At 62.5% G+C, this 15,795-nt stretch carries 18 protein-coding genes and 1 tRNA gene; 3 read left to right on the top strand and 16 right to left on the bottom strand.

Going from position 1 to position 15,795, the window contains the following annotated elements; all coding sequences use genetic code 11:
- Positions 1 to 35 precede the first annotated feature (35 nt).
- The 8 genes from C5J26_RS26065 to obgE form a co-directional block, all read right to left on the bottom strand.
- Positions 36 to 1,370 carry a S41 family peptidase gene (locus C5J26_RS26065; protein ID WP_046636735.1) on the bottom strand — a complete coding sequence of 445 codons (1,335 nt, stop codon included), beginning with the start codon at positions 1,368 to 1,370 and terminating at the stop codon, positions 36 to 38.
- The gene (locus C5J26_RS26060; protein WP_105404415.1) at positions 1,360 to 2,775 is read right to left on the bottom strand and encodes a murein hydrolase activator EnvC; all 1,416 of its coding nucleotides are present in this window, start codon (positions 2,773 to 2,775) and stop codon (positions 1,360 to 1,362) included. Before C5J26_RS26060 ends, C5J26_RS26065 begins: the two co-directional genes overlap by 11 nt.
- A 91-nt stretch (positions 2,776 to 2,866) precedes the next feature.
- On the bottom strand, positions 2,867 to 3,349 hold the full coding sequence (gene rlmH, locus C5J26_RS26055) for a 23S rRNA (pseudouridine(1915)-N(3))-methyltransferase RlmH (protein ID WP_105404414.1): 483 nt from the start codon (positions 3,347 to 3,349) through the stop codon (positions 2,867 to 2,869).
- 108 nt (positions 3,350 to 3,457) lie between these two features.
- Complete coding sequence (gene rsfS / locus C5J26_RS26050) at positions 3,458 to 3,889, bottom strand: ribosome silencing factor (RefSeq protein WP_046636738.1); 432 nt, start codon at positions 3,887 to 3,889, stop codon at positions 3,458 to 3,460.
- A 150-nt stretch (positions 3,890 to 4,039) separates the two neighbouring features.
- Positions 4,040 to 4,636, bottom strand: coding sequence for a nicotinate-nucleotide adenylyltransferase (locus C5J26_RS26045; protein WP_371681951.1), 597 nt, complete (start codon positions 4,634 to 4,636; stop codon positions 4,040 to 4,042).
- Between the two features lie 42 nt (positions 4,637 to 4,678).
- Positions 4,679 to 5,962: a glutamate-5-semialdehyde dehydrogenase gene (locus C5J26_RS26040; RefSeq protein WP_105404412.1), complete on the bottom strand. Its 1,284-nt coding sequence runs from the start codon at positions 5,960 to 5,962 to the stop codon at positions 4,679 to 4,681.
- Positions 5,955 to 7,133, bottom strand: coding sequence for a glutamate 5-kinase (proB, locus tag C5J26_RS26035; RefSeq protein ID WP_105404411.1), 1,179 nt, complete (start codon positions 7,131 to 7,133; stop codon positions 5,955 to 5,957). The genes C5J26_RS26040 and proB overlap by 8 nt, the downstream gene beginning before the upstream one ends.
- The gene (obgE, locus tag C5J26_RS26030; RefSeq protein ID WP_105404410.1) at positions 7,130 to 8,191 is read right to left on the bottom strand and encodes a GTPase ObgE; all 1,062 of its coding nucleotides are present in this window, start codon (positions 8,189 to 8,191) and stop codon (positions 7,130 to 7,132) included. The genes proB and obgE overlap by 4 nt, the downstream gene beginning before the upstream one ends.
- A gap of 114 nt (positions 8,192 to 8,305) precedes the next feature.
- Between obgE and C5J26_RS26025 the strand changes: the two genes are divergently transcribed.
- Positions 8,306 to 9,169 (top strand): endonuclease/exonuclease/phosphatase family protein, encoded by an 864-nt coding sequence (locus C5J26_RS26025; RefSeq protein WP_105404409.1) that lies wholly within the window; start codon positions 8,306 to 8,308, stop codon positions 9,167 to 9,169.
- Between the two features lie 45 nt (positions 9,170 to 9,214).
- Here C5J26_RS26025 and C5J26_RS26020 read toward each other — a convergent pair whose 3' ends face one another.
- The 4 genes from C5J26_RS26020 to rplU all read right to left on the bottom strand — a co-directional run bounded on the left by C5J26_RS26020 (position 9,215) and on the right by rplU (position 11,178).
- On the bottom strand, positions 9,215 to 9,802 hold the full coding sequence (locus tag C5J26_RS26020) for a GNAT family N-acetyltransferase (RefSeq protein WP_105404408.1): 588 nt from the start codon (positions 9,800 to 9,802) through the stop codon (positions 9,215 to 9,217).
- On the bottom strand, positions 9,799 to 10,434 hold the full coding sequence (locus C5J26_RS26015; RefSeq protein ID WP_046606681.1) for a GNAT family N-acetyltransferase: 636 nt from the start codon (positions 10,432 to 10,434) through the stop codon (positions 9,799 to 9,801). Before C5J26_RS26015 ends, C5J26_RS26020 begins: the two co-directional genes overlap by 4 nt.
- Before the next feature lie 130 nt (positions 10,435 to 10,564).
- Positions 10,565 to 10,834, bottom strand: a complete 270-nt coding sequence (gene rpmA, locus C5J26_RS26010; RefSeq protein WP_105404407.1) for a 50S ribosomal protein L27 — start codon at positions 10,832 to 10,834, stop codon at positions 10,565 to 10,567.
- Positions 10,835 to 10,866: 32 nt separating this feature from the next.
- On the bottom strand, positions 10,867 to 11,178 hold the full coding sequence (rplU, locus tag C5J26_RS26005; RefSeq protein ID WP_007757413.1) for a 50S ribosomal protein L21: 312 nt from the start codon (positions 11,176 to 11,178) through the stop codon (positions 10,867 to 10,869).
- Between the two features lie 322 nt (positions 11,179 to 11,500).
- Between rplU and C5J26_RS26000 the strand changes: the two genes are divergently transcribed.
- Positions 11,501 to 11,590: transfer RNA gene (locus tag C5J26_RS26000), tRNA-Ser, on the top strand.
- Positions 11,591 to 11,613: 23 nt separating this feature from the next.
- Here C5J26_RS26000 and C5J26_RS25995 read toward each other — a convergent pair.
- Positions 11,614 to 12,435, bottom strand: coding sequence for an SHOCT domain-containing protein (locus C5J26_RS25995; RefSeq protein ID WP_105404406.1), 822 nt, complete (start codon positions 12,433 to 12,435; stop codon positions 11,614 to 11,616).
- Between the two features lie 345 nt (positions 12,436 to 12,780).
- On the opposite strand from C5J26_RS25995, the gene C5J26_RS25990 reads away from it, so the two are divergent.
- Positions 12,781 to 13,608: a dihydrofolate reductase family protein gene (locus tag C5J26_RS25990; RefSeq protein ID WP_105404439.1), complete on the top strand. Its 828-nt coding sequence runs from the start codon at positions 12,781 to 12,783 to the stop codon at positions 13,606 to 13,608.
- Here C5J26_RS25990 and C5J26_RS25985 read toward each other — a convergent pair.
- Genes C5J26_RS25985 through C5J26_RS25975 form a run of 3 tightly spaced genes read right to left on the bottom strand, consistent with a single transcriptional unit; the run spans position 13,567 to position 15,787 of the window.
- The gene (locus C5J26_RS25985) at positions 13,567 to 14,352 is read right to left on the bottom strand and encodes a class I SAM-dependent methyltransferase (RefSeq protein WP_105404405.1); all 786 of its coding nucleotides are present in this window, start codon (positions 14,350 to 14,352) and stop codon (positions 13,567 to 13,569) included. The genes C5J26_RS25990 and C5J26_RS25985 overlap by 42 nt on opposite strands.
- Positions 14,349 to 15,392, bottom strand: a complete 1,044-nt coding sequence (locus tag C5J26_RS25980; protein WP_105404404.1) for a glycosyltransferase family 4 protein — start codon at positions 15,390 to 15,392, stop codon at positions 14,349 to 14,351. The genes C5J26_RS25985 and C5J26_RS25980 overlap by 4 nt, the downstream gene beginning before the upstream one ends.
- On the bottom strand, positions 15,389 to 15,787 hold the full coding sequence (locus C5J26_RS25975; RefSeq protein WP_046612005.1) for a 6-carboxytetrahydropterin synthase: 399 nt from the start codon (positions 15,785 to 15,787) through the stop codon (positions 15,389 to 15,391). Before C5J26_RS25975 ends, C5J26_RS25980 begins: the two co-directional genes overlap by 4 nt.
- Positions 15,788 to 15,795 lie beyond the last annotated feature (8 nt).

Below are 15,795 nucleotides of genomic sequence, written 5' to 3'. Positions count from 1 at the left end.
TTCGACGCGTCACGCTGGCCGGCCCGATGATGTCTTTACTTCTTGATCGTGGCTGCCGCCGCCTTATCCGGGCTTGGCGGGAAGGACGGGTCCTTCTTGGCGCCGCGGAAAAGGTCGAGTGCATAGTTGAGCTGGATGTCGTCCTTGGCTTCCGGCGGCACGTAGGCTGCGGAACCGGAACCCTCGTCGGTCTCGGCTGCACCCTGGATGTGGCCGCGCAGGCTGGATTCGCCCTCAGCCCGGATCTTGCCCTGCAGTTCCGCCGGCAGCGGCTGATCGACCTTGATATCCGGCTGGATGCCGGTGCCCTGGATCGACTTGCCCGACGGCGTGTAATAGAGCGCGGTGGTCAGACGCAGCGCGCCGGCATCGCCGAGCGGGATGATCGTCTGAACCGAACCCTTGCCGAAGGAGCGCGTGCCGAGAACCGTGGCACGGCGCAGATCCTGGAGCGCACCGGCGACGATTTCCGAAGCGGAAGCCGAGCCGCCGTTGACAAGCACGATGACCGGCTTGCCGTCGGTCAGATCGCCGGGGCCGGCGTTGAAACGGCGGGTCTCGTCGGCATTGCGGCCGCGGGTCGAAACCACTTCGCCACGTTCCAGGAAAGCGTCGGAAACGTTGATCGCCTGATCGAGCAGACCGCCCGGGTTGAGGCGCAGGTCGAGCACGTAGCCCTTCAGCTTGTCAGCCGGGACGTCCGCCTTGATCTTCTTGATCGCCTTCTCGAGGTCGTCATAGGTCTTCTCGGTGAACGAGATGACGCGGACATAACCGACATCGCCGCCTTCGACACGGGACTTCACGGCGCGGACCGCGATGATGTCGCGTACAACGGTGATGTCGAGCGGCTTGTCAGCGCCCTGACGGATGATCGTCAGCTTGATGGGGGTGTTGATGCCGCCGCGCATCTTCTCGACGGCTTCTTCGAGCTTCAGGCCGCGCACCGGCGCGCCATCGATCTCGGAGATGAAGTCGCCTGCCAGAATGCCGGCCTTGGAAGCGGGCGTATCGTCGATCGGCGCGATGACCTTGACGAGTTCGTTCTCCATCGTCACCTCGATGCCGAGGCCGCCAAACTCGCCACGCGTCTGCGTGCGCATGTCTTCGGCATCCTTGGCATTCATGAAGCTCGAATGGGGGTCGAGCGAGGTCAGCATGCCGTTGATGGCGTTCTCGACCAGCTTTTCCTCATCCGGCGGCGTCACATACTGGGCGCGGACCCGTTCGAACACGTCACCGAAGATCGACAATTCCCGGTAGGTCGAAGGGCCGGCGGCCTGCGCCGGCACACCGGCCGAATAAATCACGCTCATCGCGGTCGCACCCAAGAGTGCACCGACGATGACAAGAGAAGCCCTACGAATCATTTCGTGCCCTTCCAGTTTCTTTCGAGGTCCACCACGGCTTGGAATCGAGCGGTGTGCCATCTTTTCGGAATTCAATGTAAAGCGTTGGACGATCTGTTTCCAGCGCCAATGCGGTTGCGCTTGCCACTCTTTTCTCACCCATCACGGCAATGGGTTCACCTGCGAAAACGAACTTGCCCTGCCGCGCATTCACAACGTCCATGCCGGTCAGAACCAGATGGTATCCATCTCCGGCATTGAGGATGATCATCTGTCCGTAACTCCGGAAGGCTCCGGCGAAAACCACCAGGCCGTCAGCCGGCGCCGTCACCACCGCACCCGCGTTCGAAGCAACAGTCATGCCTCTCGCCGTGTGCCCTGTCCCGTCGGCGTCGCCGAACCACCGCAATACATCTCCGGCGACCGGAAGCTCCAGCTTCTGCTTGAGGCTTGAAAACGCGTATGCGGGCGCAATGCGGTTTTTGTCAGGCACGCCGCTTTGGGCAAGCTGCTTTGCCCTTTCGCGCTCGGCGTCCGACATCATGCGCTGCCGTTCTTCCTCGGCGCGTGCCTGGTCGATCGCCTCGCGCACCGAGGCGATCTCGCCTTCGAACGACTGGATGAGGTTCTCGAGCGTTGTGGCGCGGCCGGCGAGCTCCTCGGAGCGGCGGCGCTCAGCGTCGAGATCGGCCGTGTTGCGCTTGTTCAACTTTTCGTTTTCTGCAAGCAGCAGGGCCATGCGCCGGTCCTCTTCGAGGCTCGCGGCAATGGTGGTGGAAACGGTGGTCTTCTCGGTCATCGCCAAGGCCTGGAGAGAAGCCAGGGACTGAAGGTCGGCAACGAGCTTGTCCGCCTCGTGGCGCATGCCGGGAACGACGGCGCCGAGGAGGATTGCGCTGCGAACGGAGGCGAGCGCATCATCCGGCGTCACCAGGAGTGCCGGAGGAGGATTGCGGCCCATGCGCTGGAGGGCTGCGAGCACTTCGGCCAGCACCGCGCGGCGGCCGCGCAGGGAGGTGCGGATACCGTCCTCCTTGAGCTTCAGTTCGGTGATCTTCTTTCCGCTGTCGAGAATCTTGGTTTCCAGGCTCTTGCGGCGTGCCGCAGAATCGATCAGCGCCTGGCGGACATCGGCGGTGTTCTTCCTGATATCGGCGATGGTCTTTTCGATGGCGGCAGCCCTGTCGCCCGAAATCTTCATGCTCTTGGTCAGAACTTCCAGTTCGCCGCGGGTTTCGTTGCGGCGGCGCTGCAGATCGGCCGTGGGGTCGACGGCCGTGGCCGGTGCCGCCTGGGGCGCCGTCGGCGAGGCCGCGTTCTGGGCGCGGGCGGTATTGGAGACCTGGAGGGGCGGAACCAGCGCGAGACCGAGACCCGCCGCCAGAAGCAGCGCGCGCCGGTACGATGTGATCCTGGTTGTCCGCATTCCCGCTCCGCTATTCGCCGGATCGAGAAAGCCTAAGCTGATTTGCCCGGCGAGGCCACAAACAACATCGTGTTTGAAGGTAAACGACCGTTTAAGCCCTGTGATAGGGATGGCCCGAAAGAATGGTGACGGCGCGGTAGAGCTGCTCGGCGATCAGAATGCGGACCAGTTGATGAGGCCATGTCATCGAGCCGAGGTTGAGCACCATGTCGGCCCGTTCGCGCAAGTCCGGATCGAGCCCGTCGGCGCCGCCGATCGCCAGCATCAGATCGCGTTTGCCGCTGTCGCGATATCGGCCGATCGTGGCCGCAAAAGCCTCGCTGTCGAGTGCCTTGCCGCGTTCGTCGAGAAGAATGAGAACCGCGCCTTCGGGAAGCACCTTTTCGAGCGCGCCGGCTTCCTCGCGCTTGCGGGTATCGGCATTCGCCGCCCGGCTTTCCTGGATCTCGATCTGTTTCGACAATTCCAGACCCACCGCTGGGCCAGCCTTGGCGAAGCGGTCGAGATATCGGGACGCAAGTTCCTTCTCCGGTCCGGTCTTTAGCCGTCCCACGGCGAAAAGGCTTATTCGCATGTCCTGATCCGTTGATTTTGGGGCCGAAAATTCCACCTTGCGGCGAGTTCGCACCCAGCCGCGTGATTTCGACCTCAGTCCGACCGGTTCAGGACATGCCCGAACCCGTCAGTGCAGCAGCGTGCCTTCCTGGATATCCGGCGTCGCCCACATCTTTTCGATGTTGTAGAACGCGCGGATTTCAGGCCGGAACACGTGAACGATGATGTCGCCGGTGTCAATGAGCACCCAGTCACCGGTCTCCTGTCCTTCGACGCGGGCGGTTCCCAGCCCCTCGTCCTTCAGGTCGGAAATCAGGTGATCGCTGATGGCCATGACATGCCGGTTCGATCGTCCGGAGACAACGACCATGTAGTCCCCGAGCGCTGATTTTCCAGCAATGTTGATGGTGACAATCTCTTCAGCTTTGGAGTCCTCGAGACTTGCGAGGACCAGTTCGAGAGCGCGGGCGGCAGCATCGGCGCCACGTTCCAGGCTCTGCGGGAGAACGGAGGCCGTCCTGCCCTTGGCGTGTACTGTTGTCAGGGTTTGTCCTTTCATCCGGGTAACAGCAACAGGCACTTGAAGCGAATCCGATTCACGCTCGGCCGCTGTATTAAAGGTGGCATCGAATTCTTAATCTTTCAAGAGAGCGTCCGAAAAGGTGATAGAAAGATGTAGACCCCTTTCGTCGCAGCAGCTCGGCCGATGCTAGTCCGATTTCTGGTCGTTTGCGGCGCGGATCGCCGTGGAGCTCAGCGCCGAACGCGGGCCGTGGATGAAGGTCCAGGCCGGCGCGCGCCGCTTCCAGAGCGTGCCCGCGTCATCCTCGTCCACCCGGGCGTAATCGAAGGTGCGGGCCATTTTCGACGACAGGAACGACAGCGTTGCTCCCGGCCGGTCGATGACGGCGATCGGGAAGGTCGAGGCGATCGTCTGCCATTTCTGCCAGAGATGGAAGGTTTTCAGGCTGTCGGCGCCCATCACCCAGACAAAATGCACGAGCGGGTTCCTGGCCTTCACGAAGGAGAGCGTATCGGCGGTATAGGATCCGCCGAGCGTCTTCTCAAAGGCGGTGATCTTGATGCGCGGGTCGTCGATCAGCTTTTCGCTCATCGCCAGCCGGTCGCCGAGCAAGGCCAGCCCGGAGCGGCTTTTCAGCGGGTTGCCCGGCGTCACCATCCACCAGAGCTGGTCTAGGCCGAGCCGGCGAAGCGCGATCTCGGCGACCAGGAGGTGACCCTCATGCGGCGGATTGAACGAACCGCCCAACAGGCCGACGGCCATGCCTCGTTCGGCATGCGGCATGACCAGATATCGGCGGTCGATCGTCTCTTCCGTCACGCGGGATCAGGGCCGGATCTGGCCGGTGCCGTGCACCCGGTATTTGAACGAGGTCAGCTGCTCGACGCCGACCGGGCCGCGCGCATGCATCTTGCCGGTCGAAATGCCGATCTCGCCGCCCATGCCGAACTCGCCGCCATCGGCGAACTGGGTGGAGGCATTGTGCAGCAGGATCGCTGAGTCGAGTTCGTTGAAGAAACGGGAGACGACCTCAGGATCCTCGGCGATCACCGCCTCCGTATGGTTCGAGGAATAGGTGTTGATGTGGCGGATGGCGCCGGAAATGCCGTCGACGATCGCAACCGAGATCACCGCGTCGAGATATTCGGTGCGCCAGTCCTCTTCCGTCGCAGGCTTGAAGCCCGGAAACACCTTGAGGACGGCCGCCGAGGCGCGGATTTCGCAGCCAGCCTCCGTCAGTGCTTCGAGGACGGGCATCAGATGCGTGCCGATCCCGGCACTGTCGACCAGCAGGGTCTCGGCCGCTCCGCAGACGCCGGTGCGGCGCATCTTGGCGTTGACGATGATCTTCTTGGCCATTTCCAGGTCCGCGGAGGCGTCCAAGTAGATATGGCAGAGGCCTTCCAGATGGGCGAAGACCGGCACACGCGCCTCGTTCTGGACGCGGGCGACGAGGTTCTTGCCGCCGCGCGGCACGATCACGTCGATCGCGCCATCGAGGCCCGACAGCATGGCGCCAACGGCGGCACGGTCGGTGGTCGGCACGATCTGGATCGCGTGTTCCGGAAGGCCCGCCGTCTTCAGGCCGGCGACGAGGCAATCGTGGATCGCTTCCGAGGATCGGGCCGAATCGGAGCCGCCGCGCAGGATCACGGCATTGCCGGCCTTGAGGCAGAGCGCGCCGGCATCGGCGGTGACGTTCGGCCGGCTTTCATAGATCACGCCGATGACGCCAAGCGGGGTGCGGACGCGTTCGATATGGAGCCCGTTCGGACGGTCCCAGGCGGCGATGACTTCGCCGACTGGATCCTTGAACTCGGCGATCTCGCGTAGCGCCTGAGCCATGCCGGCGATCGACTTTTCGGTGAGTGTCAGCCGGTCGATGAACGACGGCAGAAGGTCCTTGCCCTCGACCTGCTTCAGGTCCGCGGCATTGGCGGCGAGGATCTTATCCCTGGCGGCAAGGATCGCGTCCGCCATCGCCTGGAGCGCCTTGTTCTTCGCGTCGGTCGAAGCCGTTGCGAGCTCGCGGGCCGCAGCCTTCGCATTGCGACCGATCTCGCCCATCACAGTTGCGACGTCGCCTGCCTTTGCAACCATATCAAGCATGGGCGGCATCCTCCTTGCGGTCTTCTTTTTTGGCTTTACGTTTCGCCGGCCCGGTCATCACCAGGTCGTCGCGATGGACCATGGCGGCGCGGCCGGCATAACCGAGGATCGCTTCGATCTCGCCGGATTTGCGCCCGGTGATCTGGCGTGCCTCTTCGGCGTCGTAGCTCACAAGCCCTCGGGCGATCTCGCGACCGTCGATGCCGATGATCGCGACCGTGTCGCCGCGATGGAAATGGCCGTTGATGCGGCGCACGCCGGCGGGCAACAGGCTCTTGCCGGTGCCGAGCGCGGTTTCAGCGCCTTCATCGACGAAAAGTTCGCCGGCCGGCTGAAGCTGGCCCGCGATCCAGGTTTTCCGTGCAGTCACGGGGGTCCCGGAGGGCGCGAACCAGGAGGAGCGGGCGCCCTCTTCAATGGCGCGCAGCGGATGCTCCGTCTTGCCGGATGCGATGATCATGGCGCAGCCGGCGCCGGTGGCGATCTTGCCGGCGTCGATCTTGGTGCGCATGCCGCCGCGCGACAGTTCGGACGCAGCGCCGCCGGCCATGGCTTCGATCTCCGGCGTGATTGCGGGCACGAATTCCAGGAATTTCGCGTCGGGATCGAGATGCGGCGGAGCAGTGTAAAGGCCGTCGATATCGGACAGGAGCACGAGCAGGTCGGCGCTGGTCATGGTGGCGACGCGGGCGGCGAGGCGATCGTTGTCGCCATAGCGGATTTCGGTCGTGGCGACCGTATCGTTCTCGTTGATGATCGGCACGGCGCCGATCTTCAGAAGCTGGTTGATGGTGGCACGGGCGTTAAGGTAACGGCGACGCTCCTCCGTGTCGCCCAGCGTCAGCAGGATCTGGCCGGCAATGATACCATCGCGCGACAGGCTTTCCGACCAGGCGCGGGCAAGCGCGATCTGGCCGACGGCCGCCGCCGCCTGGCTCTCTTCGAGCTTCAGCGCGCCCGAGGGCAGGTCGAGCACGGTGCGGCCCATGGCGATGGCGCCCGAAGAGACGACCAGAACGTCGATGCCTCTCGCCTTCAACGCGGCGATATCGGCGCAGATGGCGTCAAGCCATTGCGATTTCAGGCCCGTCTTGCGATCGACGAGCAGTGCCGAGCCGATCTTGATGACGATACGGCGATGGCCGGCGAGAGGCTTGCGGACCGCCGTCATTCGTCCTCGTCCTCATCGAAATCCTGGATGGGGGTCGAACGATCGGGCAGCGCGGTTTCGTTGACGCCGCTCGCCTCGACGATCACGTCGCGTAGCGCGCGCAGCACCTCGGTCATCCCCTTGCCGGTGACGGCGGAGATCAGGAACGGCGTCTGGCCGCAGGCCTTTTCCAGTTCCTTCGCCTTCTTCTTCAGCTCCTTGTCGTCGAGCACGTCGATCTGCGACAGTGCCACGATGACCGGCTTGTCGATCAGGCCGCCGCCATAGGCCTCGAGTTCGTGTTTGACGGTCTTGTAGGCCTTGCCGACCTTTTCCTCGACGGAGGAGACCAGATGCAGGAGCACCCGGGTGCGTTCGACATGGCCGAGGAACCGGTCGCCGATGCCGACACCCTCATGGGCGCCTTCGATCAGACCGGGAATATCCGCGAGCACGAATTCGCGGCCGTCGATGGTGGCGACGCCGAGATTGGGATGCAGCGTCGTGAACGGGTAGTTGGCGATCTTCGGACGGGCGCGGGTGACGCTGGCAAGAAAGGTCGACTTGCCGGCATTCGGCATTCCGACGAGGCCGGCATCGGCGATCAGCTTCAGCCGCAGCCAGATGGTCTTTTCCTCGCCCTCAAGCCCGGGATTGGCCCAGTTCGGCGCCTGGTTGGTCGCGCTCTTGAAATGGGTATTGCCGAAGCCGCCATTGCCGCCCTTGGCGAGCCGGAACCTCTGGCCTTCGCGGGTGAGGTCGATGACCAGAGTCTCGTTGTCTTCCTCGAAGATCTGGGTGCCGACGGGCACTTTCAACGTCACTTCGCCGCCATTGGCGCCGGTGCGGTTGCGGCCCATGCCGTGGGTGCCAGTCTGGCCCTTGAAATGCTGCTGGAAGCGGAAATCGATCAGGGTGTTGAGGCCGTTGACGGCCTCCACCCAGACGTCGCCGCCGCGCCCGCCGTCACCGCCATCGGGTCCGCCGAATTCGACGAACTTTTCCCGCCGGAACGAGACCGCGCCCGCGCCGCCGTCGCCGGAGCGGATATAGACTTTTGCCTCGTCGAGAAATTTCATCTTGTCGCCGTCAGTCTTGTGTTAGTCGGGATGCCTGTCGCTTCAGTTAGGGCGCTCAGTGCATGTCGATAGGGGTTTCGATATCGTCGGTTGGGGCGGAGGTCAAAGAATATCATGAAGTTCGTCAGCTATAACATTCAATACGGGGTCGGCATGGATGGCGTGTTCGATCCCGAACGCATCGCCGCGAGTATCGAGGGAGCGGATGTGATCGCGCTTCAGGAAGTGACCCGCGGTTTCCCCAGGAATGGCCATGTGGATCTTGTCGCCCGCTTCTCGGATCTGTTTCCGGACCATTTTCATATCTATGGCGCACCTTGCGACCTGCTGCTCGACGTCTCGGTCGAGAACGGTCGCCGCATCGAGCGCCGTTCCCAGTTCGGCAACATGATCCTGTCGCGCTGGCCGATCCTTGCCACCCGCCATCTTCTGCTGCCCCGCAGCCGCACCGTCGAGATGCTCAACCTGCAGCGCGGCGCGCTGGAAGCGGTCATCGTTGCACCCGGCGGGCCGCTTCGGGTCTATTCCGTCCACCTCGACCATGTTTCTGCCGATGAACGGCTCGGCCAGATCCGTTATCTTAAGGAGCGGGTGCTGGACTTCGTCTCGGAGGGCGGCTCGTTGACCGGCGGCGCCGAAGAGGGTTTCCCCGATCTGCCGCTGCCGGAGGATTTCCTGCTGATGGGCGATTTCAACATGGAGCCGGAATCGATCGAGTATATCGCCATGGCCGGCCAGCGAGACCGTTATTACGGCCGCATCCTGCGCGCCAACGAACCCGTCGACGTGCTGGACCGCCTTGGGTCGGTAACGCCGGAGACCTATACCTGGGCGAAGCCGCCGGGCGACGGGCCGATAAAGATGCATCTCGATCATTGCTTCGTGAATGCCGGGCTGGTGCCGCGGCTGAAAAACGCCTGGATCGACAATGAGGCGCCTGGTTCCGACCATTTCCCGGTCTGGGTCGAGGTCGAGTGAGTGATCCGGCGGAGCTTCCTCCGCCGGATCTTTGTTACCTGAGCGTCACGGTCGGGCCGGCCGCCGGAAATCCTCGGGCAAAAGCATGGTCTCGATATGCGGGACCAGGCGGTTGCGGGACAGGCTGAAGAGCTGGTTTGCATCGACGATGGTGAAGCCGAGCTTCTTCTGGACGTTCAGCGAGGCCAGATTGTCAGCAAAGGCGCCGGAAAAGACCTGCGCTTCCGGCATCCGTCGGAAGAAACGTTCCAGCGCCCCGGCCACCGCCTCGGTCATGTAACCCCGATCCCAGTAGAGCCGGTTCAGCCAGTAGCCTAGACGCCATTGACCGCGTCTCGGCTCCAGGCAGACGGCGCCGATATGGGTGTCGTCACCGGTGGTGATGGCCAGCGTCCAGTCCGGCAGGATGCCGGATGCATGCGGGACGAGCCAATCCAGCGCGTCCTGGCGGTCATAGGGCTGCGGCACCCGCGCCAGCATGCGTGCGACCTTGAAATCGCCGAGCGATTCGGCGATTGCCGTCGCATCGGTGATCTTGTGCGGGCGAAGAACCAGCCTTTCCGTGGTGATGACCGGGCAGGGGCCGGGCATCGTGACAGTCGAACTCGTCTTCTGGAGGACGGCGGCGTTCATCGCAGTTCTCCCCAGCTTCTCAAGGACATCCAGGTCTTGCGGTCGAGCCGGAACCACTCGACGGCGACCATGCCGCCAAGCGCCAGGCAATCGATCATGCCGGTGCCCTGGAACTGGAAACCGCATTTTTGGATCACCCGCCGGGAGGCGATGTTGGTCACCCGGCAGCGGGCATCGATATGGTCGATGTTGTTGCGGGTGCGGAAGGCCATGTCGATGAGGGCATGGGCGGCTTCCGTGGCATAACCCCTGTTCCAATGGGGTTCCCCCAGCCAATAGCCGAGTTCGAGCGTTCTTTCGTCCTGTTGCGGTTCAAGCGCGCAGCAACCGAGAAAGGCGCCGTTGTCTCCTCGCGTGATGGCGTAGACGCATTTGCCAATCTCGCCGGCCTTCGTGCGTCGCACGAAATCGGCTGCGTCTTTAGCCGTATAGGGATGCGGCATACGCGACACCATGGTCGCGATATTCGCATTGTTGGCGAGATGGGCAAGTGCGTCGATGTCTTCTTCATGGGGGGTGCGCAGAACTAACCTCTGCGACAGTAAGACGGGGCAATCGCTTCTCGACCGGTCGGGTCTTAACCGATCCTCTGGCGGCCGGGATTGGCTCGCCCTCAGTAATTCGCCTTGCATGTTCAGTCCTCCTGTTGGGGGCAAAGAAAAAGGGAAGATGGTGGTGTCCCATCTTCCCTTTTTTCTGACTGAACCTTTGGGCGTTCAGCCGGGTCGATGTGACACCGGCTGCTTAAAACGCTTGCCGGCTTTATTCTGCTGCTTCGGCTTTCGGCATTACGGACACGAACACTCGACCATTGGCCTTGGTTCGGTAGTTCACATTGCCGGTGGTGAGTGCAAAAATCGTGTGGTCCTTGCCGAGGCCGACGTTCTGACCCGGATGCCACTGCGTGCCGCGCTGACGCACGATAATGTTGCCCGGAATGACAGCTTCGCCGCCGAACTTCTTCACGCCAAGGCGCTTGGAATTCGAATCGCGACCGTTGCGCGACGAACCGCCAGCTTTTTTATGTGCCATTGGAGTTCTCCTTTACCCTTCGAAACCCGTTGTTAAGCCAAGATGTCCGTGATGCGGACGACCGTGTGATGCTGGCGATGGCCGCGAATCCGCTTGGAATTCTGACGGCGACGCTTCTTGAAGGAAAGAACCTTCTTGCCGCGATTATGCTCGACCACTTCGGCCTTGACCGTCGCACCCGCAACAAAGGGAGCGCCGAACTTGGCATCGGCACCAACGCCGACAACCAGGATTTCATTGAATTCTACGACAGAACCAGCTTCGGCTTCCAGCTTTTCGATGGTGAGCACGTCGTTGGCTGCCACGCGGTACTGTTTACCGCCGGTCTTGATGACTGCGAACATTTTTTATCCTTTCATGTTCGTTCCGGCTCTGCCCTATTTAAAAGGCGGCCGTCTTTTTATCAGTCGGGCTCTAGCAGGGTTTCGAAAGAGACGATCTTCTGGAACTTGCTGCCGGTGGAATTCGCGTGGCTGTTCCAACAACCTCCACACAAACAAAGAGGCATGGATACTTTTCCACGCCTGATCGCGAGCGGACATACGCGAGCGGCAAAAAACTGTCAAGACGAAAGGATGTAAAGACTTGATATTCGCCCCTTGCCAGCCCCATGTTTGCCCGCTATGAGAACGCCCGCGCTGACCAACGCGTCATCACGTCTTAAGCGGAGAGGTGGCTGAGTGGTCGAAAGCACCGCACTCGAAATGCGGCGTGCCTGCGAGGGCACCGTGGGTTCGAATCCCACCCTCTCCGCCATGACGATCCTGGGGCTGCCAGCGTTACAGTCGCTTAAGCAGCTCCGTCTTTTTCGCCGTGAATTCGTCGTCTGAGAGTATTCCTTTCGAATGCAGACCAGCAAGTCGTTCAATCTTGCTGATGATATCGTCTGGATCGACGCCAATCGGCGAGGAGCGAATATCTGGGGTCAGAACAGCTATCGATGGAATATCGACGCTCGGGCTCTGGCCTGACGGCGTTTCCTGTTCTTCGGTCGGTGCCGGTCTGTTGTCAGCGGACGATACGATTTCCAGTTCCGATACGCGCACGAGCCCGTGCTGTGAGGTGAAGGTCAACGACTGGTCGCCGCTCTGCTGCTGCGAAAAACCGCCGATGTTATGGTCTTTTGTGTCGTATACCGTGATCTGCCCGTTTACATCGATGGCCAGGCGGCGGCTTGCCGGGAAGAAGGCATAGCGAAGGTTATTCTGCGCGCCAGTCGATGAGGGCTGGCCGAGATTTTGCGGCCACGAGCCGCTATGCGAACTCGACTGGTAAAAGAAGCTGTTTCCGTCTCCCTGGCTCTGAGATTGATAGGGCCGATCTACCTTCGGGCCGGAGAGTTCCCCAGAGCGGATATAAGCGGCAATCTCCGAGCAAAGCATATCCACCCGGTGCTTCAACCCATTGTTGAACATGTCACCGATCATGATCATGCCGCCGCTTGACCATTGCCCCATGCCGCCAAGCTCGACGTGGTTGAACTGTGCCTGACTGGCATGCCCGGCGATCAAGGCCATCGCAAGATGCTCGACCACACCAGGGCTGAACCCGTGCCGCTGGGACAGGCTTTCGATAATACTCTGTTCCTGGATATCTCTCATCACAAGCTGCACTCGATTGGCCGGGCTTCATCTATTACATTTGCATGGCCTTGAGGATACCCATGGAGATCGCATCGCGACTATCCGAAGCCGTCGGGGGCATGGCTTTCGTGAGCAAGTGCTGGACATTGCCGCGCGTCATGAGCTTCTCGCGGCGGTGGAGTCGGCAACCGAGCTTGCCTTTTCCTTACCACGGCAGCAGGGACTTTTTCCGTCTGGTGGTTGACGGGATGTTGATCTGGTGAAATTTTTCGCGCGTATTACAGCTATGGGAGAATGCAGCGGGCGAGGAACCTTTTGCGGGTGCCGGCATTCATCTTTTTCGGCCGGAAGACGAGGCGGGACATGCGATCAGTGAGGATGACCGAAGAGCTGTGGCAGCATCTGCTTTCGCTTCGCGAAGGCTCCTTGCGCCCGGTTGCGCTCTCCGCCGATGTCGATGGTTCCGGTCTCTCGCTCTACAGGCCGATCGCAATCCGCGGCGAGCCTCTGGTTCTGGCCCAGGTCGGCCAGTCTCTGGATGGCCGCGTCGCAACGCCGACCGGCGATGCCCAGGATGTGTCGGGCTGCGACGGGATTGCCCATCTGCACCGGTGCCGGGCGCTGGTGGATGCAGTGATCGTCGGGGTCGGGACGGTCGCTGCCGACAACCCCAGTCTTTCGGTTCGTGCCGTCAGCGGCAGAAGCCCCGTGCGCGTCGTGGTGGATTGCAATGGCCGCATGCCGGAGCGGGCCAAGATGCTGCATGACGGGGGCGCGCCGGTGCTCGTTCTGCAGGCCGATGACATTCCGCGCCGCAACGTCCGGCACACGATCATCCGGCTGCCGCGCCAGGCGGATGGGGGGCTCGCGCCGCGGGATATTGTCGAGGCGCTCGCCGAACGCGGCCTCACCACGGTGCTAGTCGAGGGAGGCGCAACCACCATTTCCCGCTTTGTCGACGCCCAGATGGTCGACCGGCTGCATATCTCGGTCGCGCCGATCATCATCGGTTCGGGTCCCGCCGGCATCCGCCTTTCGCCGATCGACCGTTTGTCGGAAGCCCGCCGCCCGGAGGTTCAGGTCTACAATATCGGCACGGATATCGTATTCAACTGCAATTTCCGCATGGAAGCGCAGCAGGCGACTGTCTCAGCGGATTGCGAGGATGTCCTGATGGCCGACCTGGCATAGGCTGCCTTCGCGATCGACCATTTTCCGCCGGAAATCGGCCCAATCGCGGATTTCGTTCTCGTCGAGCTGGCCGTATTCATAGACTGCGCGCACCACTCCGTCGAGGAACAGACGCTGCAGCTCGCGATGGTCTGCAGTCATCGTCCATGGGCTTTCGGCGGTCCTCACCGTATAACCGCTCTCCCTCAGGCAATCGGCCAGCGTCTCCCACGCCCCCGGCCCCAGCGAAAATCCAAAACCCTTGTCGCTCAGCTGATGGGCGTTGAAGCTCGCAAGCACGGCCTCGTCCAGCGGATGCGGCTTCGACCAGCGCATCCGGCCGTCATAGTTGAGCGCCGCGTAGAGACTGGCGTCGCTCTGCGCGATATGGGCGACGAAACGGCGAATGAACTGCTCCGAACAGAGATCGAAGAGCGCAGACGCGGTCACGAGGCTGACTTCGGCGAGTGGCAGCGCTCCGATGTCGTTGAGATCCCCGTGGATGAGGTCGACAGCATCGCCGTGCAAGCGGCGGGCTTCGTCCAGCAGCCGGTGGTCATGGTCGAAAAACCGAAAGTGAGCCGGCTTTCGAAGTCTCTGCGAGAGCACGCGGAAGGTCGAGCCGGTGCCGCAGCCGATATCGAGGACGGTTGGGGCCGAGGCGCTTTCGAGGGATTGTACAGCCGCTGCCAGCAGGTCTGCGTCCCGTGCGAGAACATCCACGGGCTCGCGCAGCGCCAGCCAGTCCCTGTCGAAGCCGCTCATGGAACCGTTTCCAGAAAACCGGAGATGGTGACGGCAGTGTCCCGCCAGGAGGGAAGCCCGGCACCGGCGATCGCTGCGGCGTCGGCCATGGAAATGCGGGTTTCGGGCTCCTCCAGCAGCCGTCGCAGAGCGGCGGCAAAGGCGTCCGGGTCGTCCGGCGGCACGAGAAAGCCGGCGCTTTTGGGCACGACGTCCGGCACGGCCCCCGCCGCACAGCCGACGATCGGCAGCCCTTGGGCGAGCGCCTCGGCGAACACCATGCCGTAACCTTCATAACGGCTCGCCAGCGCAAAGATGTCGGCCTTGGCGAATTCGGAGCGGGTGTCGTCGATCTGGCCGGCGAGTTCGATGCGGTTGCCGAGCCCGGATTGGGCGACCTGGCGTTCGAGCTCTGCTGCGATGCCGGGATCGAGCACCTTGCTGCCGACGATGCGGCAGGTCCATGGCAGATCGCGCAGCTTTTCGAGCGAAGAGATCAGTATGTCGTGGCCTTTGCGGTGGGTCAGCGTGCCGACGCTGAGGATCAGAGGCGGATCGCCGCCACCAACAGCCAGCGGTGCCGGATCCATGCCCGGGATGGCGACCGTGATCTTTTCCGCGGGAATGGCGTAATTGGCGGCCAGTTCGGCGGCGGTGGCATCCGATGTGACGATAACGCCGCGGGTGTGCGCCAGAGCCGCCTTCTCCCGGGCGGCCGCAGCCTGTTGCTGCTTGCTGTCGAGCCCCGTCTCCAGCGCCAGCGGGTGGTGCACGAGCGCCACGATCTTCAGGCGTTTCGCTTCGCGCCCGGCCCATTCGTCCATCACGCCGAAGGCTAGTCCGTCGAGCAGCACGAGACTGTCATCGGCTAGCCCGGAGAGCCTCCGCCCGGCATCGCCGAGCTGTTTTGAGTCCGGGTTCGGAAAGCCGTTGCCGAGGGAGATCAGTTCGACATTCCAGCCGAGATCGCGCAGGGCCGCAACGGCACGGCGATCGTAGCCGTAACCGCCCGTGCGGGTTTCCAGCTCGCCCGGATAAGCGAAGACGAGATCGCGGCTCACAGCTCGGCCTCGAACCAGCCGCGGGCGGTGTGCGATTCGTGCAGCATGACCCGCAGTTTGCGGATGCGGCTACCACCCTCGCCGAGCCGGCCGTTCCGGACGGCATCGGCGATGCGGTCGAATATGTGCTTGGCGAGGAATTCCGTCGTCGTCACCTTGCCCGCGAAAATCTCCAGCGTATCGAGGTTCTGGTAGTTGAGCGGGGCCAGCACTTCCTTCAGCACGTCCGTGGCTAGCCCGATATCCACCGCAAGGCCGTTCTCGTCCAGATCGCTGGTGAAGAAGGCGGCGTCGACCACGAAGGTCGCTCCGTGCATGCCTTGGGCAGGGCCGAAAACCGGGCGGGCAAGACTATGCGCGATCATGATGTGATCGCGGACTTCGACGGCGAACATGCGGGAAT

The sequence above is a fragment of the Neorhizobium sp. T7_12 genome (assembly GCF_002968535.1).
GTDB classification, from domain to species: Bacteria; Pseudomonadota; Alphaproteobacteria; order Rhizobiales; family Rhizobiaceae; genus Neorhizobium; species Neorhizobium tomejilense.
Note: the sequence above shows the minus strand (reverse complement) of the source record. Positions and strands in the feature narration are given on the sequence as shown.